This is a genomic window from Ferruginibacter sp. (assembly GCF_014377975.1).
GTDB lineage: Bacteria > Bacteroidota > Bacteroidia > Chitinophagales > Chitinophagaceae > Ferruginibacter.
Genome location: NZ_JACMOO010000419.1, coordinates 1 through 23,722, shown reverse-complemented (window position 1 = coordinate 23,722; position 23,722 = coordinate 1). Strand labels below are relative to the sequence as shown.

Sequence of the window (23,722 nt, the reverse complement as noted above, 5' to 3'; positions counted from 1 at the left end):
AAGTAATTAATTTATTATTATTGAACCGTTTACAAAAGTAAAAGTGACAATTACATTGATAATAAGTTATTAACATCAAAGATTTGCAGCAATTATTTTTTAAAAAGATATTTTCCTGATTTAACCAAAAAACCAGCTCCCTGATACCAGGCAATGGCTTCTTTACAAAGTTCTGGTGAAAGAGATACCTGGCTGGCATTGCCAGTGGAAAAATCTGGCTGAAACATGGCAATCTTTTTTTGAGGCGCTAATATTACCAGCTTATTGTCTTTTATAAACCCCATATCCTGATAGGTGCTGATAAAAACCCGGTCTCTTTCAACGGGTGTTCTAAATAAATCAAAACCTAAAAAACGACTGGTGTAATTAATATTCATCATGCCTAATAAAGTAGGCGCAAGATCAATCTGGCTGGCAAGCCTATCTTCAATAACCGGCTTTACTAACTGGGGTGCATGAATAAAACAGGGAATATGATATCTGTTTACAGGTAAATCTGTTTTACCTGCGCTGCGTGAACAATGATCGGCCACAATTACAAAAACCGTATTATTAAACCAGGGCTTTTTAGAAGCATCTGTTAAAAATTTATGAATGGCATAATCAGTATATTTAACACCACCCTGTGCAGTTTGTGAAGTTGATGGAATATCAATTCTTCCCTCGGGATAAGTGTAGGGACGATGATTACTGATGGTCATTAGGTGGTTAAAAAAAAGACTCCCCTTTTTATAACTTTTGTCGCATTGCTGTATGCAAAAATTGTAGGCTGCCTCATCATCAATACCCCAGGCCGTGCTATGGTGAACAAAACTATCCGGAATGTCACTTTTATCTAAAACTGTATATCCATTGTGGCTAAAAAAATATCCCATGTTATCAAAAAAACTGTTGCCTCCATAAATAAAATTTACATCGTATCCTTTGCTCTTCAACACACTGCCCATGGTGAACATATTTTCATTATTTGGCCGTCGAACAATGGACTGACCTGGTGTTGGTGGTATGCCCAATGAAAGTGCTTCCAAACCCCTCACCGTTCTGGTGCCGGAGGCATAAAAATTTTTGAAAAATAAACTATATGGTATCAACGAATCCAGGTAAGGTGTGATGTTATCTTTACTACCAAAGTATTGCAGATAATCGGCACTTAAACTTTCAACACTTATTAAAACAACATTCCACTTTTTTTCTGCACTGTCATTGTGTATTACTCTATCAACACTTAGTGGATCATTGGTAAAAACAGCATTAGTAGTTTGCAATTGTGTACGCAATATTTTAATGTTGGCGGTATCATTGTTGGTGAGGTAAAAGCGGTTGTAATCCAATTCATTGTTCCAGAAGGCTGCTCCAAATTCATATATTCCATTACCGCCTAATTCGTTTACATAATTATTTTTACTGATGTTTTTAAAGTGGTTGTTTACTAAAAAATATCCTGCCAGAGGGAACAGTAAAAAAAATAAAAAACCTGCTGTGCGTTTGCCAAAACGCATACTGCTTTGCTGTGCTAATGTAAGCCAATTTCTTACAAAAAAAAGTATTAGCAAGGTTATTAATATAACAGCCGAAATAATCAATGGCATATTATACGACTCTTCAATATTACCCAGCACTTCATTGGTATATACCAGATAATCTACTGCAATAAAATTAAAGCGCACATTAAATTCATTCCAAAAAACTATCTCGCTACCTGCAACAGATACTATGATAAAAATGAGGATAAAAAACAGCAGAAAAAGGGGTATCCGTTGCCATTTTTTTTGGAAGAAAGAATCATTTATAAGCCAGCAATACAAAGCTACGGGAATGGCAAAAAAACAGCTTACTACTAAATCGTAGAATAAGCCAATAAAAAAAATACCCAAAAAATACAATGCAGAAAATTCCAGACCCTGCCAGCTTTTTATCAATAAAATAAGCCGTGTAATAAAACTGATGCTACAGATAATTAAAGCAAGCAAAAAAAGCGGACCAAAACGCTGTTTAAAAAAGGCATCCCATTTTTTCATGCTGCAAAATTAGCAAAGGAACTTATGTTACTGAAGGTTATTTTGTAAATGTCTTTAAGCAAAAGAATTAATTCTTAAAACCAATTGGTAGTTTTTCTGGATGATCTGCCACCCATACCCAGCGCACCCAGCAGCGAGCGCACAATGGTATTACCAGCAGTACGAACCATGCTTTTTACAATACTGTTATTAGCTACTTTTTCAAAGGTAGATTCTTCTTCTTTACCAGATTTTTTTTCATCCGCAGCCTGTTGTGTTTTTTCTGCAGCTTCCTGTAATTTAGCCGTTAAAATTTCATAGGCACTTGGGCTGTCTATAACTTCATTGTATTTGGCAGCCAGTTTGGAATGGCTTACAATGCTGTCAATTTCAGCATCAGTTAAAATATCCATCCTGCTCCTGGGCGAGCAAAGCATCACATGCACCAATGGCGTTGGAATACCTCTTTCATTTAACATAGTAACCAATGCTTCGCCAATTCCCAACTGTGTAATCAGGTCGTCCGTTTTATAAAAAGTTGTTTCAGGATAGTTCTCTGCTGTTTGTTTAATTACTTTTCTATCTGCTGCCGTAAAGGCACGAAGGGCATGCTGTATTTTTAGTCCTAACTGCGCCAATACACTGGCAGGCACATCCATCGGGTTTTGGGTACAAAAGAAAATGCCAATACCTTTAGAGCGGATGAGTTTTACAATGGTTTCAATTTGTTGCACTAAAGCTTCGCTTGCTTCCTGAAAAACAAGGTGTGCTTCATCAATAAACAATACCAGTTTGGGCTTATCCAAATCACCTTCCTCCGGGCAGGTTGCATATAATTCAGCCAGCATCTGCAACATAAAAGTGGAGAATAATTTTGGCCTGTCCTGCAAATCGGCAACTCTTAATAAACTGATCATTCCACGCCCCTTGTCATCTATCCGCATCAGGTCATCTACCTCAAAACTTTTTTCACCGAAAAAAATATCTGCTCCCTGCTGTTGTAATTCTATCACTTTGCGTAAAATGGTACCGGTACTGGTGGTAGATATTTTGCCATAGGATTTTTCAATTTCTTGCTTTCCCTCGTTGCCGATGTATTGCAATACTTTTATAAAATCTTTCAGCTCTAATAATGGTAGTTTGGTATCATCACAATATTTAAAAATCATCGCAACTACGCCACCCTGGGTATCGTTGAGGCCCAGGATTTTTGTTAATAAAACTGGCCCAAACTCACTAACAGTTGCCTTTAAGCGTACCCCTTTTTGATCGCTTAAGGTCATTAGCTCTGCCGTAAACTGCTCCGGCTTATACTCCATATCTAACTTTTGGTAGCGGTAAGTCACTTTATCATTTACCGATCCAGCAGCGGCAATACCACTTAGATCGCCTTTGATATCCATCAGTAAAACCGGCACGCTGGCATCGCTTAAAAACTCGCTGATCATCTGCAGGGTTTTTGTTTTGCCCGTTCCGGTGGCTCCTGCAATTAATCCATGGCGGTTCATTGTTTTTAAGGGAAGAAAAATTCCCGCATCTGCAATTACCTCTCCGTCCAAAACAGCCGCACCAATTTTCACATTCTCTCCTTTAAAAGTATACCCGTCTTTTATTGCCTGTATAAAATCTTCTTTTTTTGCCATGGATAAAAATTTTAGGAAAGATACAAATGCCGCAGAAATACTGAACATTTTTTTAGAAAACATTACATGTTAAACCCATTAAAGCAGAATACAAATTACCCGTTTCATCACCTGATATATTTAGGCAGGTAAGGCTAAAACTATGGAAATTTTTTCAATACCGTAAAGCGCAGTAAAAATTCCAGCAGCAGTAAACCAAAAGCAATTATTGCAAAAGGAAAAAACTTTTCTGTATACCTCGTAAGCGTAGATATTTCAACCTTCGATTTTTCTAACCCGTCAATCTCTTTGTAAATATCTGCCAGCCCGGCATTGTCTTTTGCCCTGAAGTATTTGCCCCCGGTTTCGCTGGCAATTTCTTTTAATAATTTTTCATCAATGGTTACTTTTTGCTGCTGCATCACCACGCCCATTTCTGTCCTTACCGGAAAAGGTGCATAGCCTTCGGTACCCACGCCGATGGTGTACACTTTAACACCAAATGCTTTCGCAATTTCTTTGGCATTGGTGGGTCCAATCAGGCCACCATTGTTTTCTCCATCAGTTAACAAAATGACTACTTTACTTTTAGTTTTACTGTTGCGCAATCTGTCAACACTGGTTGCCAAACCGTCGCCGATGGCGGTACCATCTTCCAGCAGGCCATTGCGGATATTATCCACAGCAGCTTTCAAAACAGCCCTGTCAGTTGTAAGCGGGCATTGAGTAAAACTTTCTCCTGAAAAAATTACAACGGCAATACGGTCTGTTAACCGGTGATCAATAAATTCCTGTGCAACTTTTTTTGCCGCTTCCATCCGGTTGGGTATAAAATCCTGTGCGGTCATACTGCCACTTACATCAATAGCCAGTACAATATCTACTCCTTCGCCTGCTGCCTGCTGCTCGTCTGTTTTTGTTTGAGGCCTTGCCAATGCAGCAATAATAAAGGCTATACTTACCAGTCGCAACAAAAAAGGCAGGTGCCTGAAACTGTTTTTCCAGGAAGTTAAGCCAGCGAAATTTTTACTGGAAGAAACCTTCATGCCTGCCTGGCTACCCGCATTTTTTTTTATATACCAAACAATCATTAACGGAACCAATAAACCCAGCCAAAAAAACTGTGGGGCAGCAAAACTAATATTATGTAAATAGTTAAAAAACAAGTGTTGTATAATTTTTAATTTGATGGTGATGTTTCGATTAAACCAATGGCGTCTTTTATTAATTGCTGGTTGCCTTCACTGTCTGATACAGGTGGAATATATTTTGCAAACTTTACAGCATTGCTAAAACGCATTGCGGTAGCAGATTTATTAAGTACCTCTTTGCTACTGTAATTGGTTTTTATGGCTATTAGTATATCCCCTGTTGTTTTGTTGCTGTAATCTTTATCTTCTTTGCGGGATAAATAATTCCTGTAAATTTCTATCAGTTTTATGTGATATTGCTGCACGTCTTTGGGTACAGATAAATTGAAAGTTTTTAGTGTGTTCATTGCTTCCATTGCTTCTTCAAAAGGAGACAATTTGGAAACGGTAAGTTCGGGCTTTTTATTTTTCTTTTTGACCCTGTACCACCAATAAACCAGTATCAATAATAAAACCATCAGGCCGCCACCTGCCACCCAATACCAAAAAGGATTGAACACTTCTACTTCCTTAATAGCTTTGATATCTTTTAATGTGCTGGTAGTATCGGCTATCGAAAAAGAAACAATAACCGGTACAGAATCGGTAAATAAATTGATGGCAGTATCCCCTTTTGCAAGATTAAAATTTATATTGAAAGCTGGAAAAATCCATTTCCCCGAATCAAAAGAGGTTAATGTAAATGTTTGTAAAAGGCCCGATAATTTTTGATTGGTAAAGATGGAATCAATCTTACTTTTTTCAACCAGTTCAAAGTGTTGTAATGAATCAGGTATGTTTATCCACTTAATAAAATAATCATCGTCGGAAAAAGTAGCCTGCACTTTTAATTTAAATTGCTGACCAATTAAAATTTCATTTTTATCAATGGTTGTTTTTACAACTGGTTGCGCAGATGATAACAGAAAAGTAAGACAACTGGTGGCAACTGTTAATAATATTTTCTGCATTTTTCTAATAACCATTATCAATAATAAATTTATCAATCAACCTTAGCTTCTTTTGATAAAAAATTTCTGTAACACTTTTACATAATCTTCATCTGTACGAATGTGTAATAAATCCGCCCCGGCTTTTCTAAAATAATTTTTACTCAATTCACTCTGCTTTAAAAACGCCTGCTGGTAATTATACTGCACCATTTTATCACTGCTGTCTATCCATTGCTTTTTACCTGTTTCCAGGTCTTCAATTTGCAGCAAGCCAGCATCAGGCAACTGCATATCCATTTTGTCATAAATACGCAATCCAATTACATCATGCCGGCCACCAATTACTTTAAGGTCATTCTCATACACGGCATCTACAAAGTCGCTCATCAAAAAAGCAATACTTCTCCGGCCACTTATTTTATTAAAAAACCTGATGGCTTCTTCGATTTTGGTAGTTCGTCCAACAGGCTCGGCTGTTAGTAATTCCCTCACAATATACAGGGCATGTTTTCTGCCTTTTTTAGGGGCAATGTATTTCTCAATTTTATCACTAAAGAAGATTGCCCCAACTTTATCGTTGTTATTAATAGCACTAAAAGCAAGTACAGCCCCAATTTCTGTAATCAAATCTTTCTTCCTGTTTTGTACCGTACCAAACATATTGCTTGCACTTACATCTACCAGCAAATAAACCGTCAGTTCCCTTTCTTCTTCAAAAACTTTTGTAAACGGGTGACTGAATCTTGCACTCACATTCCAGTCAATAAATCGAACATCATCGCCGGCATAATATTCCCGCACTTCCCTAAAACTCATTCCCTTTCCTTTAAAAGCAGAGTGGTATTCGCCTGTAAATAAATGCGTAGTAATCTTCTTGCTTTTTATTTCAAGTTCCTTTACTTTTTGAAGTATTTGTGCCGTAGTAAGTACTCCATCTTCTATCCTTCCAACATCGGTAGTAGTAGAAACAGAATCGGGTTGTATAGTTACTTTCTTTTTAAACAAGAATTTTTCTTTATGAATTATAATACTAAAAATAAAAAATAAGCGCAAGAAAATTTAACAATTCTATGCGATTCTGAGTGCTTTCAAAACCTTGTCTGAGAAGATGATAAGGAACTCTATTTATGGCACATTCACCACCCTTAAAATTTCATTGATCACCTGTTCTGCGTTTACATTTTCTGCTTCAGCTTCGTAGGTTAAACCTATGCGATGGCGCAATACATCTTTACAAATACTTCTTACATCTTCCGGAATTACATACCCTCTTTTATTTAAAAATGCATAGGCTTTTGCGGCCAGTGCCAGGTTTATACTCGCCCTCGGAGATCCTCCAAAACTGATAAGAGGCTTTAGTTTCGATAAGTTATACTTGTCCGGGAACCTGGTAGCAAAAACAATATCAAGAATATAATGCTCTACTTTTTCATCCAGATACACTTGCCTTACCAATTCTTTTGCAGTTAAAATTTCCTGTGTTGAAGCTACCTGGTTAATGGTTTTGAAAGACAGTTCCTGCGTATTTTGGCGGATGATCATCTGCTCTTCTGTTTTAGATGGATAATCAATCACCAATTTTAACATAAACCTGTCCACTTGTGCTTCAGGCAATGGGTAAGTACCTTCCTGTTCGATGGGATTTTGTGTTGCCAGTACTAAAAAAGGTTCATCTAATTTATAGGAGGTATCTCCGATAGTTACCTGCCGTTCCTGCATTGCTTCAAGTAAAGCACTCTGCACTTTTGCGGGGGCACGGTTTATTTCATCTGCTAAAATAAAATTGGAAAATATGGGTCCCTTTCTCACATAAAATTCATTCTTTCCCTGGTTGTAAATCATCGTACCAACTACATCTGCAGGCAACAGATCGGGCGTAAACTGTATGCGGCTAAAATTGGCTTTAATGGATTGTGCCAGCGACTTTATAGCCAGGGTTTTTGCCAGGCCCGGAACACCTTCCAGCAAAACGTGACCGTTGCTTAAAAGGCCAATCAGCAGACGTTCTATCATGCCGTGCTGGCCCACAATTACTTTACCCAACTCATCATTAATACGGGTTACAAACCCTGCTGCGTCATTGATTTTTTCGTTCAGCAAACGGATGTCTTCGGCTGTTTGTAGCATAAAAAAAATTTACCCCGGCCGTCATTACTCCGGTATTTTTAAATTAGTATTTTTATTATTGCAGCAGGCAAACATTTATAATTGATGTTTACTGATGGTTAATCATTGTGCCTGCCCGTTTAAATTAAATGTCTCTACCGGGTTTGCAAACGAAAATACGAACAATGCACTTACAAAAATTTTGCCGTAATAGGGAATAGAGAAAAAATCTGTTAAAATGACTTTACCTTTAGTGAAAACTTTAGGTGATGACAGATCAACAATTAATAACCACGGCCAATAACCTGGAAGGATACCACATTAGCCAACACCTCGGTATTGTGAGAGGGATTACTGTTAGAAGCAGAAGTATATTGGGTAATATTGGCGGAGGTGTTCAATCTTTATTTGGCGGTAAACTATCTATTTATGTTGAGTTATGTGAAACGGCAAGAGAAGAAGCCTACCAGTTAATGGTGCAGCATGCGAATGAAAGAGGTGCCAATGCCATCATAAATATGCGGTACGATGCCAATGAAGTAATGCAGGGAATTACTGAAGTGCTTGCTTACGGTACTGCTGTGATTGTTGAAAAAATAAACTAAAATTTATTTTAAACTAACTAAGGTATTTTCCCACAATCGGCACTCTTCTTCCCACACCAAATGCTTTGGGTGATACTCTTATAATTGGACAAAACTGGTTGCGCTTATATTCATTCATATTCACCATTTTCAAAATCCTGTCAACGAGTGCTGCATCAAAACCCCGGGCTTTGATTTCTTTTGGACCCATTCTTCTTTCAATATATTGAAACAATATTTTGTCTAATATTTCATAATCGGGCAATGAATCTGCATCTTTTTGCCCTGGTCTTAATTCAGCCGAAGGCGCTTTATCAATGATATTCTGAGGGATAATTTCCCGGCTGCGATTGATGTACCTGGCCAATGAATATACCTGTAGCTTATAACAATCTCCCAATACACCGATACCACCCGCCATGTCGCCATATAAAGTGCCGTAGCCAGTTGCCAGTTCGCTTTTGTTGGAAGTGTTTAACAAAATATATCCGAATTTATTGGCAATGGCCATTAATAAATTTCCCCTGGTGCGGCTCTGAATATTTTCTTCGGCAACATCAAAAGGAAGGTCTTTAAAAATGGGTTTTAACTCCAGTAAAAAGGCATCATAAATATTTTTGACAGGAATAATTTCATACGGGTTGCCCAATGTTTTACTAAGCTTTTCTGCATCGTCTACTGAATGACCGGTAGAATATTGAGAGGGCATCAGCACCGCTTTTACATTGTTTGCACCCAATGCTTCGCAGGCCAGTGCAATGGTAACAGCGCTATCTATGCCGCCGCTGCTGCCAATGATGGCTTTTGTAAAACTCATTTTAAAAAAGTAATCTTTTATGCTCATTACAATGGCAGCATAAATTTTTTCGATGTTTAAATTTTCCTGTAAACTAAGTGGATTTGATACATCATCCGGTACATGCCCGGCAGGCTGAATAACAGGTCCCTCAATAGTTCCATCATCTTTTAATATAAAAGACTGCAAAGCAGATTGAAAGGAAGGAAGCTGCCCGCAAAGATTGGCATGCTTGTCAAAAGCCAGTGAAGATCCATCAAAAACAATCTCCGTCTGGCTACCCGTAGCATTGCAATAAAACATGGGTAACTGATACTTTACAACAGTAGCTTTTACAACAGATTTTCTATCTTCGGCATGGGTATAATCAAATGGGGAAGCCGAAATATTGATCATCATATCTGGTTGCTGTTTCATTAATTCATCCATGGGGCATATACGGTACAATGGATTATCACCGAGGTTCCAGATATCTTCACAAATGGTGATGGCAAGTTTTTTTCCTTTAAATCTGACTACATTCCATTCGTAAGCAGGTTCAAAATAACGGTTTTCATCAAACACATCGTAGGTAGGCAAACATGTTTTATGTACAATGCTTTTCACTTCTTTCTCAAACAAAAAATAAGCGGCATTAAAAAGGTCTTTCCCTTTACCCATTTTATTTCTGTCAGGTGCCCCAACCACAACAGCAATCGTATCTGCATGTTGTTTTATCTCCTCTACTGCTGCACAGCATCTATTGATAAAATCATCAAACTCTAAAAAATCACGGGGGGGATAACCGCACACGCACAACTCACTGAAGACAATGATATCGCCCCCTTGCATTTTAGCTTCTTCAATAGCGCCGATTATTTTTTTTGTATTGTCTGCAAAGTTGCCAATATGATAGTTCTGTTGTGCTAAAAATATTTTCATATGCTTACCCTCAAAGGGGCTTAACTTTATATTAATAAATGAATTCCTTTCTTTGTAAAGTTAAAACTTCAAAAGCATTTTGTCTATGAGAATATCCATTGCTTTATTTACCCTTTGCGCTTTTTTATTTTCCTGTTCTTCCAACAAAATCCCTGATGTTTCTAACATTAAAATAAATATAACTACCGAACGTTTTGAAAAAGATATTTTTGATACCACTACCTCCAACCTGTTTGCATACCTGAAACATATCAATACCAACAGCCCGGCCTTTGTTGATAATTATCTGGGTAAAATATTAACGGTAGACCCTGCATGGCCCGCCGATACTACTGCTGCTTATGTAAATGGTTTTATAAAAGCGTACCGGCCTGTGTACGATTCAGCAGAAAAGATATTCAGCAATTTTAGCCCTTATGAAGAAGAAATTAAAAGAGGTTTGCAGTTTGTAAAATTTTATTTTCCAGCGTATCGTATTCCAACTAAAATAATTACCTATATCGGCCCCGCAGATGGTTATGGGGATATTCTGGCAGAGGATGCATTGATTGTAGGGCTGCAGCAGCATCTTGGTAAAAACAATCCTTTGTACAAAACAACCTTGGTGCAGGAAACTTATCCTCAATACATTTCACGGCGTTTTGAGCCGGATTATATTGTGATTAATTGTATAAAAAATATTGTGAATGACCTTTATCCTGAAAAGGAGGATGATAAGCCACTGATCCATGAAATGATAGAAAAAGGAAAGAGATTGTACCTTTTAAGCAAACTGCTTCCGGAAACAGATGAGTATAAATTAATGGGATTTACTTCTGAACAGATGAAAGACAGTTATGCGCATGAAGCCGTTATCTGGGATCTGTTTATTAAGAATTCCTTGTTGCAGGTTACAGACAAAAACATCCTGAAAAATTACATTGATGAAGGACCTAAAACACAGGAACTGGGCGAAGGTGCTCCCGGAAATATTGGTTCTTTTGTGGGATGGCAGGTTGTTAAAAAATATATACAGAAAAAACCCGTAACCACTTTGCAGCAATTAATGAATACAGATAGTGAAATTATTTTTCAGGAAGTGAAGTATAAACCCTAATGTTAAGCTGCCTGCGCCTGCTGCCTTTTAATGGCAACTGGCTTTTGGCCAAGCGTTTTCATCACCCTGAAATGCGAAGCCACAGCTCCAAACATGGTATCATACTTATTATAAGGAAGATTAAATTCTTTACATTTTTCCATTACAATTTTACTAATCGCAGGATAATGAACATGGCTTACCCTTGGAAACAGGTGATGTTCAATCTGAAAATTTAACCCGCCTACAAACCAGGAAATTACCGGGTTACCCATTGCGAAATTAGAACTTGTTCTTACTTCATGCTCTGCCCAGGCGGATTCAATGTGTTTTGTTTCATCAAGCGCTACCGTTTCAAACTCTGTATTTTCTACAACATGTGCCAATTGAAATACCAGTGATAAGGTTACGCCCATTACTGCATGCAATACCATAAAGCCCAACAGCCATGGGCCAAAACCCCATACCATAGCGGGAATGATCATGTAAAATGTGAAGTATAAAATTTTGGTTCCCCAAAAAATAACATGATTTTTTGTATTGAGTTTCCATGCCTCGGTAGTGTAAATTTTACGGGTAAAATATTTGGTAAAATCCATAAAAAATAACCAAAAAATAGACGACAATGCGTAGATAGGTAACAGATAAAGATGTTGAATTTTATGTGCAGGAACCCATTTCTGCGATTCGCATTGACGAATGATCGGGCTCTTGGCAATATCATCATCAATACCGTCTACATTGGTGTAGGTATGGTGTATAATATTATGTTTTTGTTTCCAGAAAAATGAGCTGGCACCCAGTGCATTGGCCGTTAAACCCATCGCATCATTTAACCATGGCTTAGTGCTGTAGCTACCATGATTGGCATCGTGCATTACACTAAAGCCGATGCAGGCAAATATATAACCAAGCAAACCGCAGAGTAGTAAAGCGGGCAATGTACTAATGGAGAAAAACATAAGACTGCTATAAATAGCAATGGCTGCTCCGATTAAAGTGATTGTTTTAATGTATAACCGCCAGTCGCCGGTTTTTTTTATACGTTTCGTTTCGAAATATTGGTCAACAGCAGTTTTCAAACTCAGGTAGAACTGATTGTTTCGGTTGTCGAAAGTTATTTTTGCCATAATGGATAGTAGTGTTCAAATTTTAACTCTATAAGCTAGCTAAATATAGTGAATGTAAAATTGTAAAATGTAATCTAGTTCATTTTAAACGGCACCGTCATTTCAAAAGCAGGTATGATAACATCAAATTGTTTGTTGCTGTTAAGGTCTTCCATTAAATAAGTGCCATACATTTTACCCATTTCTGTGCGCAGGTTACAGCCGCTGATATATTGGTATTCTTCATCTGGGTTTATCTGTGGCTGAATTCCTACAACGCCCTCTCCTTCTACTTCCCGAAGGCTTCCGGTGGTATCATAAATATACCAGTGCCTGCGTAATAATTTTACTGCATAGGTATTGTTATTCTTAATGGTAATACGGTAAGCAAACATATATTCGCTTTCTGACGGGTTACTATACTCCGGCTGGAAAAATGTTTCAACGCTCACCGTAATTCCTGCTGATATTTTTGAGATCATTGAATCGGTGCTTTATGTAAAAATAGCTTAAAAATTAACCCATTGTTGTAAATTATAACAGATAATCTGTTAATACTATCATCCCGGTTTCAACCCGCCATTGTTCATCCTAAGAAATTACCGTTTTGGGCCAGCGGGCATTGTGAAAATATTCTGGTATCTGTTTGAAAGGGCTTACCGCGTGTTTAACCTGCAAAGAAGGACTGAATTGAAAGGAGTCAGAGATCAGGCGCAGTAATCATCGAACTGGTTAAAATGCCCCGGTAAGCGTTGAATATTGTTGCCAGATAAGACAAAACGTAGCCAAAATTATCGCTTTGCTCAGCCTGCTTTTTTAGCATTGGTGTACCCGTTCTTTTGTAACCATTGCAACACTTTTTCCCTGTTATCACCCTGAACAATTATTTCTCCATCTTTTACCGCTCCTCCTGTTCCGCAAAAGGTTTTTAATTTTTTACCCAGGGTTTCCCTGTCTGTATTTGTTCCTGTAAAGCCTTCAATCAGTGTAACTGCTTTACCAGCCCGCTGTTTTTTATCCAGCCGCACTTTAAGTTTTTGCTGCGCAGGCAACAACGTTATTTCTTCATCAACGCTTTCCTGTTCCGGTTTAAAATTTGGATCCGTTGAATAAACCAATCCATCCAATGAATTTATTTTTTTTTGTGCCATGTGCAATTTTTTATGTACAGATATGGATTTTGCCGCGAAGGCCTTTTTTATATCCGGGCATCTTTAACTGGAAGAAAAGCTTTTAAACTCAAATCGAGACTTTTTGCCTGGTGAATAACTGCACCGCTTGAAATAAAATCAACACCCGTTGCCGCATAGCTTTGAATATTATTTAGATTAATACCGCCACTGGCTTCGGTTTCATATTGTTTATTGATAATTTTTAGAGCTTCTGTTATTAATGCAGGTGTAAAATTATCAAGCATTATTCTGTTTATTTTACCCATTGCCATTACTCTTTTTACATCCTCAATTGTTCTTGTTTCAACTTCAATTTTTAATCCTGGTTTTACTGTTTGTACATACTCGTATGCTTTGTGAATTGCCTTTTCAATACTGCCGCAATAATCAATGTGATTGTCTTTCAGCATAATCATATCAAACAAACCAAAACGATGATTAAACCCACCACCAATACGCACGGCTTCTTTTTCCAGCAATCGAAAATTGGGAGTTGTTTTCCTGGTATCCAGTAACCTTGTTGTGTAGCCCTTTAATTTATCGGTGTACAATTTTGTAAGCGTGGCAATTCCGCTCATGCGTTGCATGGTATTTAAAACCAATCGTTCTGTTTTTAAAATGGTATGTACCCTTGCCTCCACTTCAAAAGCCACTTCACCAAATTGCATGGCATCTCCATCTTTTTTGAGCGCTGTAAAATCAATGTCAGGTTGTACAAAACGAAATATTTTTTCAGCAACCACCATACCTGCCAATATTCCATCTTCCTTTATTTTTAATACAGCTTTACCTTTCACGCCTGCATCAATACTTGATAAGGTAGAATGGTCGCCATCCCCTATATCTTCTGCCAGGGCATTTTTTATTAACAGGTTTAACTGATCGTTATACTCCATACCAGCAAATGTAAAAAATAAAAAACCCGTAAAAGAAAAACTCTTACAGGCTATAAAAAAATAATTTTTTGGCAACGATAAACCGCTTCAATGATTTTCAAAACGCAATTCCTGCAACACCTGCTGGTCGCCTTTTTGTTTCATATATATCGTAGTTCTAAAAGTACCTGCTTTTGTAATCAAATTACCAATGCAATATTGCGAGCCCGCATTTTCGCCTTTATGGATTACATCAAAACTTTTAACCATACTTGTTGTAAAAAAATCTTTCAGCACCAGCTCTCCCTGGCTTTTACTGTAACTGTTGCTTTTATCAGGCATAGTGATTTCTACGTTGTTATCAAAATACTTGGCTACCTGCGATGCATTGCCTGATTTCATTGCTGTTATCACATCATCAATTCCTATCTTAACTGTAAAGGAAGTTAACAGGAATCCAAACGATATGGATACGATAGTAAAAAAACGCTTCATAAAGATAATTTAGTTTGTCATTTTGCTAAAAACGTGCCAGCCCTGTATTTATTATCGGCGGTAAGATAAGTGTTCTCCTACAAGGACAATAAGCTTTTTATAAAAGCTGCAAAGAAGTTAACTTTACACCATGAAAGACAAAAAAGCAATACTGATAATTATGGATGGATGGGGACTTGGAAAAATAAAAAGCAGTGATGCCATTCAAAATGCCCAAACTCCTTTTGTTAGTTCCCTGTATAAAAAATATCCAAACGCTACTTTGGTTACCTGCGGTGAAGAAGTTGGTTTACCCGAAGGCCAAATGGGCAACAGTGAGGTTGGTCATTTAAACTTGGGTGCAGGAAGAATTGTTTACCAGGAACTGCAAAGAATAAATGTAGCTATCCGCAGTGGTGAGTTTCAACAGAATCCAACTTTATTGAATGCAATAGACTTTGCTAAAAAAAATAATAAAACATTGCATTTGCTGGGCCTGGTGAGCGATGGCGGCGTGCATTCTCACATCAACCATGTTAAGGCGCTTGCTTCACTTTGTGCTGCGCAGGGCTTGCAAAATGTATTGGTGCATGCGTTTACTGATGGCAGGGATACTGATCCGAAAAGTGGTTTGAAGTTTTTAACTGATCTGCAAAATCATTTGCAAAACACTACAGGACATATAGCTTCTGTAACCGGCAGGTATTATGCAATGGACCGGGATAAAAGATGGGAAAGGGTTAAACTGGCGTACGACGCAATGGTGCGTGGTATTGGGTTTGCAAGCAACGATGTTTTAGGCGCCATCAAAAAATCGTATGAAGAGGGTATAACAGATGAATTTATAAAACCAATTATTAACAGCAATGTTGCAGATACAAAAATTAAAGAAGGTGATGTTGTTATCAGCTTTAATTTCAGAACAGACCGCTGCAGGGAAATAACCGAAGTGCTTACTCAAAAAGATATGCCTGAATTTGGCATGCATAAGCTGGATTTGAATTATACTACTTTAACACAATATGATCATTCTTTTAAAAATGTGCATGTTGTTTTTAAAAATGATGATCTTAAAAATACGCTGGGAGACATTTTAGCACAAAACAAAAAAAAACAGATCCGCATTGCTGAAACTGAAAAATATCCCCATGTTTCTTTCTTTTTTAGTGGTGGTAGAGAAGTGCCTTTTGACGGCGAAAAAAGAATTATGATTCCATCGCCCAAAGTAGCTACGTACGATTTACAGCCCGAAATGAGTGCATACGAACTTACTACAGCCATTATTCCGGAAATTGAAAATAAAACAGCTGACTTTATTTGTTTAAACTTTGCCAATGCAGATATGGTGGGCCATACAGGTATTTGGAATGCCGTTATAAAAGCAGTGGAAACGGTAGATGCATGTGTAGATAAAGTAGTGGCTGCTGCCCTGGCCAGTGACTACACTGTTTTTCTTCTGGCAGATCATGGCAATGCTGATTATGAAATTAATGAGGATGGTACGCCCAACACGGCGCACTCTTTAAACCTGGTGCCATTTTTTATTATTGACAATGAATGGAAAGGCACCGTAAAAAGTGGTAAACTGGGAGATGTAGCACCTACTATCTTATCAATGCTGAACCTGCCAATACCAAAAGAAATGACTGGGAATATTTTAATTGGATAACCTGTTTTTGTTTTTAGCCTGAACTGATTTATTCATCGCAGGGGTAAAGTTTATTGTTATTTTTAGAGTTAACATTTATAATAATTTCCTTTTTTTCATCAGACATACATTTAAACAGTAAAAGTAATACCACTCTGTTGGTTATACCGCGTATTAGACAATTCATTGATCCCCAAAAAAGACTACTATTTCCAATAGTTTTACTTGTTGATGATATGGGGAAAAAGAATACAGGGCAGGCGACATTCACCATATTTTACAAATAAGTTGTTATGACTGCCACAGCAATAACACTTTTTATCCCGGGTATTCAAAATACAGCCATTGCCCGCTAACTAACCAGTCATATAATCGAGGGAAAAAGAGAACTTAATTTTTCAGAATTTGCTACCAAAAGAATAGAGAGGCAGTATAAATACAGGATGAAATTATTCAGCGGCTAAAGAAGATAGAATGCTGCTTTCTTCCTATAAAATCATCCACAAAAATGCTATGCTTACAACAGATAAAATCTGGCTTTAAGAAAATGGGCTGATGATGTAAGAACCATTATTAAAGCAAATAATCCCTCCTGACAGTTTAATTAGTAAAAAAACTCCGTCGTTGAAATAAAACAATTCTCGCTATGGAGAAATTTAAATATTGAATATATTATTTGGAAGCGAGATTATTTTATTACAAAAGCAGCAACTCATAGGCTTAAATTGTCTATATTTAAGGTGTTAAACCAAGCACAAATTATGACAGAAGAGATCATGCTTAATGGATGTCTTGAAAATAATGCAGCCGCACAGGAAACATTGTATATGCGTTTGAGTCCTAAAATGCTGGGCGTATGTTATCGCTTTGCAAAAAACAGGGAGGATGCAGAGGATATGCTTCAGGAAGGTTTTATTAAAGTATTTGCTCAGATTCATCAATACAGAAATGAAGGAGCCCTTGAAGGCTGGATCAGAAGAATTGTAGTTCATACCTGCATTAACATCCTGAAAAAAAATAAAAAATTTTCTGATAGTGTAGATATTAATTGTGCCAGTGGAATTGGTATAAGAGAAGAAACCATTCCATCCATTATGCAGGCAAAACAAGTGGTGGAATGTATAAGGTTACTGCCCGTTGGCTATCGCACTGTATTAAACCTTTATGCGGTTGAAGGTTATTCGCATAAAGAAATAGGTAACATGCTGGATATTGAAGAAAGTACCAGCCGCTCACAATATACAAGGGCAAAGGCTATGCTGGAAGACATTTTAATTAAGAAAAATATTTTACTTAAACCACGAAATAAAACCGCCGTGGTATTACCCGGTGCTGTGGCTTCGAAGTAATAAAAATAACGATTGCTTTTTACCAAAACCAACAGAAATTTCGCGAACGATGGACAGAAATTTAGATATTGAAAACTTTGAACGACTGCTGAAGGATAGGTCAGATGAATTTAAAATGTACCCTGAAAAACGAGTGTGGCACAGCATTTATAATAATATTCATCCAGCAAAAAAATGGCCCTCTGTTGCAACGAGTATTACTTTAATTGCCATCCTTTTAATGACAGGATATTTTAATACAAATACTAAAAATACTAACCCCCAGGTTTCTTCGTCCCATATAAGTAGCAAGACACCATCATCAAATTTTATTATTGCTCCTTACAACCCTTTTTTAAAAATTAAACAGCTTAATCAAATACAATCTGTACCATTTGCCGAAAACTTTACATTAAATAATTCAGATAATTTATTTAATAATAATAAAAAAGAACCACTTTTATTACCTGCAGCGGATCCTGGTTTAATTAGTGGCCAATGGTATTCTGATAAATTCTCAACGGGCAATCACAATAAAATTACCAGAGATACTGGAGATAAGTTTAACCTGGCAGAGCAAATATTTTTGGCAAGAAATGAATCCATATCAATTGTACCAATTAAAAACGATGTGGCATTTACGACACGACGGATTCACCAGCCCCCGGTTAGTATTAATCAAAATGATTTGATTGCTTCAACTGTTCCTGATTCAAAAAAACAAATAACTAATAGCCCGATAGAAAATTCAATTGGTGAAAAAATTAGTAAAATAGAAGATTTGAATGAGGTTTCAAACAACGCTACTGACTATCAAAATGAAAAAATATTTGTCACCAAAACAGCTTCATTAGAAAAAACAGATAATATACTGGTATTATCTGATGAAGAAAAAGTATGGGTAGAAAATTATGCATTATACAACAGGCCGGCACCCAAAAAATGGGCGGGTAAATTAGGCCGGCAAATATACTTTACTCCTTCAGTTGTTTACAGGCAATTAAAAAATACCGTTTCCGCCGGTCAGGATAATATTAATCAGGATATAACACAACATCCATCTTATGGTTTAGAAGTTGGAACTGGCATCAACTATTCTTTGTTAAAAAGGGTTAAAATAAAAATAGGTTTGCAATTAAATTTTACCAAATATAATACAGAAGCGTACACAAATTCACATCCTGTAGCAACTACAATTACATTTGTTTCTCCGCTTACAGGTCAGCCTTATCCGGCATATAGGTCAACTTCTTTTTCTAATTTTGATGGTATCACTTCCATTAAATTGCACAATGAAACTTTTCAAATTTCTTTACCAATGGGTGCAGATGTAAAAATTGCGGGCAATGACAACTTACAATGGAATATTGGCGCAACTTTACAACCTACCTATGTAATAGGAGGTAAGTCTTACCTGCTTTCATCTGATAAAAGAAATTTTATAAAAGAAACTTCATTGCTAAACCGGTGGAACTTAAATGCCGGGTTTGAAACATTTTTGAGTTATAAAACAGACAACGGTTTTACGGTTCAGTTTGGACCGCAATTTCGTACACAACTATTTACTACTAATACCAAACAATATATTATTCAGGAAAAGCTGAACAATTATGGTTTTAAATTTGGCATTACAAAACTGATAAAATAAATAATCTCCTACTGTTTATTCGCCTTTTATTCCGGATGTTTTAGGGTAAATATCCATTTCAAAATATTTAACAAAAACCGCAAAATAATCACTTCTGCGGTTTTTGTTTTACACCATCTTTGTAGTTAATTTTGGCAAATGAAAAAAGCATTTTTGCCGGCAATTTTTATATTTTTAACAGGTTGTAATACTGCTACCAATACTACGCCTGTTACCACTTCTGTTACTACAAATACCGAAGCAAAAAAAGATTCATTTTTTCCGGTAACTTCTTTTATTAAGGGCCAGTTACTACTTTTAGATTCTTTACCTGTTACCCCATTGCACACTACTGTTATTAACAATAAAACAGACTCTGTATGGATTAAAAAAAGTGAACTGGTTGCGTTGCTACAAGATTTTCTATCGCCTGAAATAAAAGAAACCAACCTTATAAACTATTTTAAAGAAACGTCCTTTAAGGATCAAACTATCAATGCCATAACATTTACCTATGATCCTTTACCAACACTGCCCGATTCAATTTCCTTGAGGCATTGGGATATTTATATTGATCCTGAGTCGGACAAAATATCAAAAATATACCTGGTAAAACAATTTAAAGAAAAGGAAGGTATTGTAACCCGGCAACTAACATGGAAAACCAACAAATGGGCAAGCATTAATACAATAATAAATATGTCCAATGGTAACACCGCCCTGTTAAAAGCAGAAAAATTTATCTGGAATTTTAATGAATAATGTATAAATAAAAAGTTGTCTTACGCAGACTAAATAAGTAATGACACAACAAGAATTTGCTGTATTAGCTTCAACCATTCCCTTGCAGCCGGGCATCTACAAATATTATGATGGCAATAATGAATTACTGTATGTGGGTAAAGCAAAAAGCCTGCGCAAAAGAGTAAGTTCCTATTTTTCGAAAACCTATACCAATTACAAAACGCATGAGTTGGTTCAACGCATCAGAAAAATTGAGTTTACCATTGTAAATAGTGAGCAGGATGCATTTTTACTGGAGAATTCCTTAATCAAAAAATTTCAGCCTTTATTCAATATCAACTTAAAAGATGATAAATCTTATCCCTACATCGTAATAAAAAATGAGCCATTTCCAAGAGTATTTTTTACCCGGCGAAAAATAAATGATGGTTCTCAATATCTTGGGCCTTACACCTCTGTTGGTAAAGTAAGGGAGCTGCTTGATTTCATTAAGCAAAACGTTCAGCTAAGAACGTGCAAACTCAACCTTACCGCAGCTAACATCGAAAAAAAGAAATTCAAGGTTTGCCTTGAATTTCATTTGGGTAATTGTAAAGGTCCCTGCGAAGCATTGCAGTCTTTACAGGATTATGACGAAGGTTTACAGCAGTTGAAAAACATTTTAAAAGGAAATCTTTCGCCGGTGATACAACAGTTTAAAACAGATATGCAGGAAAAAGTTATGCAACTTCAATTTGAAAAAGCAGGATTAATAAAAAAGAAACTGGAACATCTGCAACAATATAAGGCAAGTTCTACCGTGGTAAATGAACGCACCGGAACAGTGGATGTATTTAGCATATTTGAAGAAGGCGATACTGCTTACGTTAATTATCTGGCTGTAAGCAATGGCAGCATTGTACAAACTAAAACAATTACATTAAAAAAGAAGCTGGATGAAAATGCAGAAGAAGTATTAAGTTTTGCTATTGCGCAATTAAGAGAAACTTTCAACAGCGAGGCAAAAGAGATTATTGTACCCTTTACCATTAATTATCCGCAGCTGGATATTATTTGCACCGTTCCAAGAGGTGGTGATAAGAAAAAACTGCTTGACCTTTCTGAAAAAAATGTAAACTATTTTAAAGAAGAGCTTAGGAAAAAGAAAATGTTATTATTGGAAGATAAAACAGCTTTTGAGGTAACCAACGTATTGATTCAGTTGCAAAAAGATCTTCACTTGAAAGAACTGCCAATTAACATTGAATGTTTTGATAATTCTAATTTTCAGGGAAGTTACCCGGTATCTGCGATGGTAAGTTTTAAAAACGGACAGCCAGATAAAAATGAATATAGAAGATTTAATGTAAAAACCGTTGTCGGAATTAATGATTTTGCTACAATGGCAGAAGTAGTTTACCGCCGTTATAAAAGGTTGAAAGAAGAACAAAAGACTTTACCGCAATTGATAATTATCGACGGCGGCAAAGGTCAATTGAGTGCCGCAATGGAAAGCATTAAAAAGCTGGATTTGACGGGTAAAGTAACACTCGTAGGTTTGGCAAAAAATGAGGAGGAGCTTTTTTTTAGCGGTGATACAGAGTCTTTAAAATTGCCCTGGGATAGCGAAAGCCTGCAACTGATAAGAAGAATCCGGGATGAAGTTCACCGGTTTGGCATTACTTTTCATCGAAATCAACGAAGTAAAGGCAGTTTTAAAAATGAACTGGAAAAGGTAGAAGGTATTGGCAAAGCAACAATTGACTCACTACTAAAAAAGTATAAGTCTGTAAAAAATATTAAGGAAAAAACAGTTGAAGAACTGACGGAAGTAATCGGCAGGTCTAAAGCAAAGATAATTACCGATTTTTTCAACCCTTCAGCTACTCCATCGGGATAGCATAAAAAGAGGGCCAGGATAAAAATCCAGCCCCGTTTAAAATCCAATATCCTATGAAAAACCAAATTAAAGATAGAGAAGTATTTTTCTTAACCTATTTCCAAAAGAAGCTATTTTATAAATGGCCTATTTGATTGCGTAAACGGCATGTTTTTCTTCATAAGGTAAAATGAGAATTAATGGGGTTTGCTTTAAAGTGGTTACTTCTTATACCTGTTTAAGCAGATGAAAGGGCTTAGACATAAAAAAACCCCTTCTAAGAAGGGGTTTTAAAATAATTATTTTTTAATATTAATAACTCCACAAATCCTGCTCGTAGGTAAAAATTTTCTCTTTAATTTTTTCGCCGGCCAGCAACTGGAACACGCCATTATCTTTTAAACCTGGAGTTGCAGCAATAGGAAGATCAAAGGGATTATCCATGGTGCTTTTAATGATTCGACCACTAAACATCCTTGTCTCAAATAATTCCTCCCAGCTCATCCTCGCTCCAAAATTTTTACCATTGTAAGTTTGATACTTTGCAAAAATCGGACGCATATCCGGGTAATAAACCCAGAAAACTTCACTCACCCCCTGGTATTCTCCCGTAGTACTGTATACATTTCTAACAGGGGCAATACCTAAAATACGCCAAAATAATCTTGAACTTTCCTTGTCAAAAATTACTTCTTCTTTTATTCTGAATTTATAAATCGAGTCCAGGTTAATTTCCCTTGATTTATAATCTATCCGATCTACCAAACCATTTTTGTCATAATGTGGAACAGAATCTCCACCACCACCAAGACCTTTAGCCACCTGCGAAATAGTCAATGGAGTTGTAAACCGGTCATCAATCGGGTCAAAAACTGTAACTGCACTGTCCTGTATGGCTTTTAATAAAATACTTATAAAACGCTGGTTGCCATTATTTTCATCTGCAGAGTAACGGAAAGGGAGATTTACTTTTTCTCTTGTATCAATTTCTCTCCATATTTTATGCCGGTAAACTGCATCATCTGCCCTTAAATGTTCATAATCCAAGGGAGTTCTATCCATAATATCTTTTGTTTCTACCGCTTCATCCTGGCGTAAAGACTTCTTTACTTTTGTAATGGGTAAACTATCAATTTTTGGCTCTACCGGCACAGCTACAATTGCTGCCACGGAATCAACCTGGCCACCCGACTTAATATTAGCCTTGGTTTTACCCTTGGTTGTTTTTTTGGTAGTGGTATTGCCTCGCTTGGTAGCGGCACGCTTTTTCTGTGTTTTCTGAGCATCTGCTACTGAAAAAATAAGGGTCAGTACAACTGTCAGACAGAAAAATTTAATAAGATACTTTTTCATATTTACGATATTTTAGTATAACACAAAAGAAACAGGCGGTATTGTTCTTGTATGGCCATCAGGACCAACCACTTTTAATTCATCAAAAGTTACAGTGGATCCCGGCTTACATAAATCAATTTTACTTTTTATAGGAGCCAGGCTGCCACTGGTAATGGTAGCTGTTTGAATACTGCCGCTATTTGAAAAGCCTGCACCTGCAAAATAAACAGTGGCACTGGTAACATTAAACCTGGCATCGAAATCAAATCCCAATAATTCTGCACGTATAAAATCCTGCGCCTTGAAAACATTTGATGGCATTTTTCCACCTTTGCTTGGGCCCACCATCCCTATTGGATCTGGAATAG

Annotated in this window: 22 protein-coding genes; 8 read left to right on the top strand and 14 right to left on the bottom strand. The window is 36.8% G+C overall.

Translation table 11 applies throughout. The annotated features are described in order from the left end of the window. Nucleotides 1-92 precede the first annotated feature (92 nt). The 6 genes from H7254_RS20505 to H7254_RS20480 form a co-directional block, all read right to left on the bottom strand. On the bottom strand, nt 93-2,018 hold the full coding sequence (locus H7254_RS20505; protein ID WP_301934749.1) for an LTA synthase family protein: 1,926 nt from the start codon (nt 2,016-2,018) through the stop codon (nt 93-95). Nucleotides 2,019-2,092: 74 nt separating this feature from the next. After that, complete coding sequence (locus H7254_RS20500) at nt 2,093-3,640, bottom strand: helicase HerA-like domain-containing protein (RefSeq protein ID WP_301934748.1); 1,548 nt, start codon at nt 3,638-3,640, stop codon at nt 2,093-2,095. A gap of 140 nt (nt 3,641-3,780) precedes the next feature. After that, nucleotides 3,781-4,785, bottom strand: a complete 1,005-nt coding sequence (locus H7254_RS20495; RefSeq protein ID WP_301934747.1) for a VWA domain-containing protein — start codon at nt 4,783-4,785, stop codon at nt 3,781-3,783. A 14-nt stretch (nt 4,786-4,799) separates the two neighbouring features. Further along, the gene (locus H7254_RS20490) at nt 4,800-5,720 is read right to left on the bottom strand and encodes a hypothetical protein (protein WP_301934746.1); all 921 of its coding nucleotides are present in this window, start codon (nt 5,718-5,720) and stop codon (nt 4,800-4,802) included. Nucleotides 5,721-5,762: 42 nt separating this feature from the next. Further along, nucleotides 5,763-6,707, bottom strand: coding sequence for a DUF58 domain-containing protein (locus H7254_RS20485; RefSeq protein ID WP_301934745.1), 945 nt, complete (start codon nt 6,705-6,707; stop codon nt 5,763-5,765). A gap of 120 nt (nt 6,708-6,827) precedes the next feature. Next, nucleotides 6,828-7,829 carry a MoxR family ATPase gene (locus H7254_RS20480; RefSeq protein WP_301934744.1) on the bottom strand — a complete coding sequence of 334 codons (1,002 nt, stop codon included), beginning with the start codon at nt 7,827-7,829 and terminating at the stop codon, nt 6,828-6,830. A 248-nt stretch (nt 7,830-8,077) separates the two neighbouring features. On the opposite strand from H7254_RS20480, the gene H7254_RS20475 reads away from it, so the two are divergent. After that, nucleotides 8,078-8,413, top strand: coding sequence for a YbjQ family protein (locus tag H7254_RS20475; RefSeq protein WP_301934743.1), 336 nt, complete (start codon nt 8,078-8,080; stop codon nt 8,411-8,413). A gap of 13 nt (nt 8,414-8,426) precedes the next feature. On the opposite strand, the gene H7254_RS20470 is transcribed toward H7254_RS20475, so the two are convergent. After that, a complete protein-coding gene (locus H7254_RS20470; protein ID WP_301934742.1) occupies nt 8,427-10,109 on the bottom strand; it encodes an NAD+ synthase in 1,683 nt (560 codons plus the stop codon). An 85-nt stretch (nt 10,110-10,194) separates the two neighbouring features. Between H7254_RS20470 and H7254_RS20465 the strand changes: the two genes are divergently transcribed. Then, entirely contained in the window at nt 10,195-11,205 is a 1,011-nt protein-coding gene (locus H7254_RS20465) for a hypothetical protein (protein WP_301934741.1), read from the top strand. Between the two features lie 2 nt (nt 11,206-11,207). Here the strand turns inward: H7254_RS20465 and H7254_RS20460 are convergent, their stop codons facing one another. The 5 genes from H7254_RS20460 to H7254_RS20440 all read right to left on the bottom strand — a co-directional run bounded on the left by H7254_RS20460 (nt 11,208) and on the right by H7254_RS20440 (nt 14,835). Then, nucleotides 11,208-12,314, bottom strand: coding sequence for an acyl-CoA desaturase (locus H7254_RS20460; RefSeq protein WP_301934740.1), 1,107 nt, complete (start codon nt 12,312-12,314; stop codon nt 11,208-11,210). A gap of 74 nt (nt 12,315-12,388) precedes the next feature. Beyond that, nucleotides 12,389-12,775, bottom strand: coding sequence for a Co2+/Mg2+ efflux protein ApaG (apaG, locus tag H7254_RS20455; protein ID WP_301922215.1), 387 nt, complete (start codon nt 12,773-12,775; stop codon nt 12,389-12,391). A gap of 321 nt (nt 12,776-13,096) precedes the next feature. After that, complete coding sequence (locus tag H7254_RS20450) at nt 13,097-13,444, bottom strand: translation initiation factor (RefSeq protein WP_301934739.1); 348 nt, start codon at nt 13,442-13,444, stop codon at nt 13,097-13,099. Nucleotides 13,445-13,491: 47 nt separating this feature from the next. Beyond that, nucleotides 13,492-14,361, bottom strand: coding sequence for a carboxylating nicotinate-nucleotide diphosphorylase (nadC, locus tag H7254_RS20445; protein ID WP_301934738.1), 870 nt, complete (start codon nt 14,359-14,361; stop codon nt 13,492-13,494). A gap of 87 nt (nt 14,362-14,448) precedes the next feature. After that, nucleotides 14,449-14,835 (bottom strand): DUF4783 domain-containing protein, encoded by a 387-nt coding sequence (locus H7254_RS20440; protein ID WP_301934737.1) that lies wholly within the window; start codon nt 14,833-14,835, stop codon nt 14,449-14,451. A 130-nt stretch (nt 14,836-14,965) separates the two neighbouring features. On the opposite strand from H7254_RS20440, the gene gpmI reads away from it, so the two are divergent. From gpmI to uvrC, 6 genes are all read left to right on the top strand, one after another. Beyond that, the gene (gene gpmI, locus H7254_RS20435; protein WP_301934736.1) at nt 14,966-16,483 is read left to right on the top strand and encodes a 2,3-bisphosphoglycerate-independent phosphoglycerate mutase; all 1,518 of its coding nucleotides are present in this window, start codon (nt 14,966-14,968) and stop codon (nt 16,481-16,483) included. Nucleotides 16,484-16,727: 244 nt separating this feature from the next. Further along, nucleotides 16,728-16,856 carry a heme-binding domain-containing protein gene (locus H7254_RS21590; protein WP_367875470.1) on the top strand — a complete coding sequence of 43 codons (129 nt, stop codon included), beginning with the start codon at nt 16,728-16,730 and terminating at the stop codon, nt 16,854-16,856. 367 nt (nt 16,857-17,223) lie between these two features. Further along, nucleotides 17,224-17,811 (top strand): RNA polymerase sigma factor, encoded by a 588-nt coding sequence (locus H7254_RS20430; protein ID WP_301922220.1) that lies wholly within the window; start codon nt 17,224-17,226, stop codon nt 17,809-17,811. Between the two features lie 49 nt (nt 17,812-17,860). Beyond that, nucleotides 17,861-19,438, top strand: a complete 1,578-nt coding sequence (locus H7254_RS20425) for a hypothetical protein (protein ID WP_301934735.1) — start codon at nt 17,861-17,863, stop codon at nt 19,436-19,438. Nucleotides 19,439-19,576: 138 nt separating this feature from the next. Next, nucleotides 19,577-20,179 (top strand): hypothetical protein, encoded by a 603-nt coding sequence (locus H7254_RS20420; RefSeq protein ID WP_301934734.1) that lies wholly within the window; start codon nt 19,577-19,579, stop codon nt 20,177-20,179. 40 nt (nt 20,180-20,219) lie between these two features. After that, nucleotides 20,220-22,040, top strand: a complete 1,821-nt coding sequence (uvrC, locus tag H7254_RS20415) for an excinuclease ABC subunit UvrC (RefSeq protein ID WP_301934733.1) — start codon at nt 20,220-20,222, stop codon at nt 22,038-22,040. A 291-nt stretch (nt 22,041-22,331) separates the two neighbouring features. Here uvrC and gldN read toward each other — a convergent pair whose 3' ends face one another. Beyond that, nucleotides 22,332-23,372 (bottom strand): gliding motility protein GldN, encoded by a 1,041-nt coding sequence (gene gldN / locus H7254_RS20410; RefSeq protein WP_301934732.1) that lies wholly within the window; start codon nt 23,370-23,372, stop codon nt 22,332-22,334. 12 nt (nt 23,373-23,384) lie between these two features. Next, nucleotides 23,385-23,722, bottom strand: a 338-nt coding sequence (locus H7254_RS20405; protein WP_301934731.1) for a GldM family protein, incomplete at its 5' end; no start/stop codon positions are given.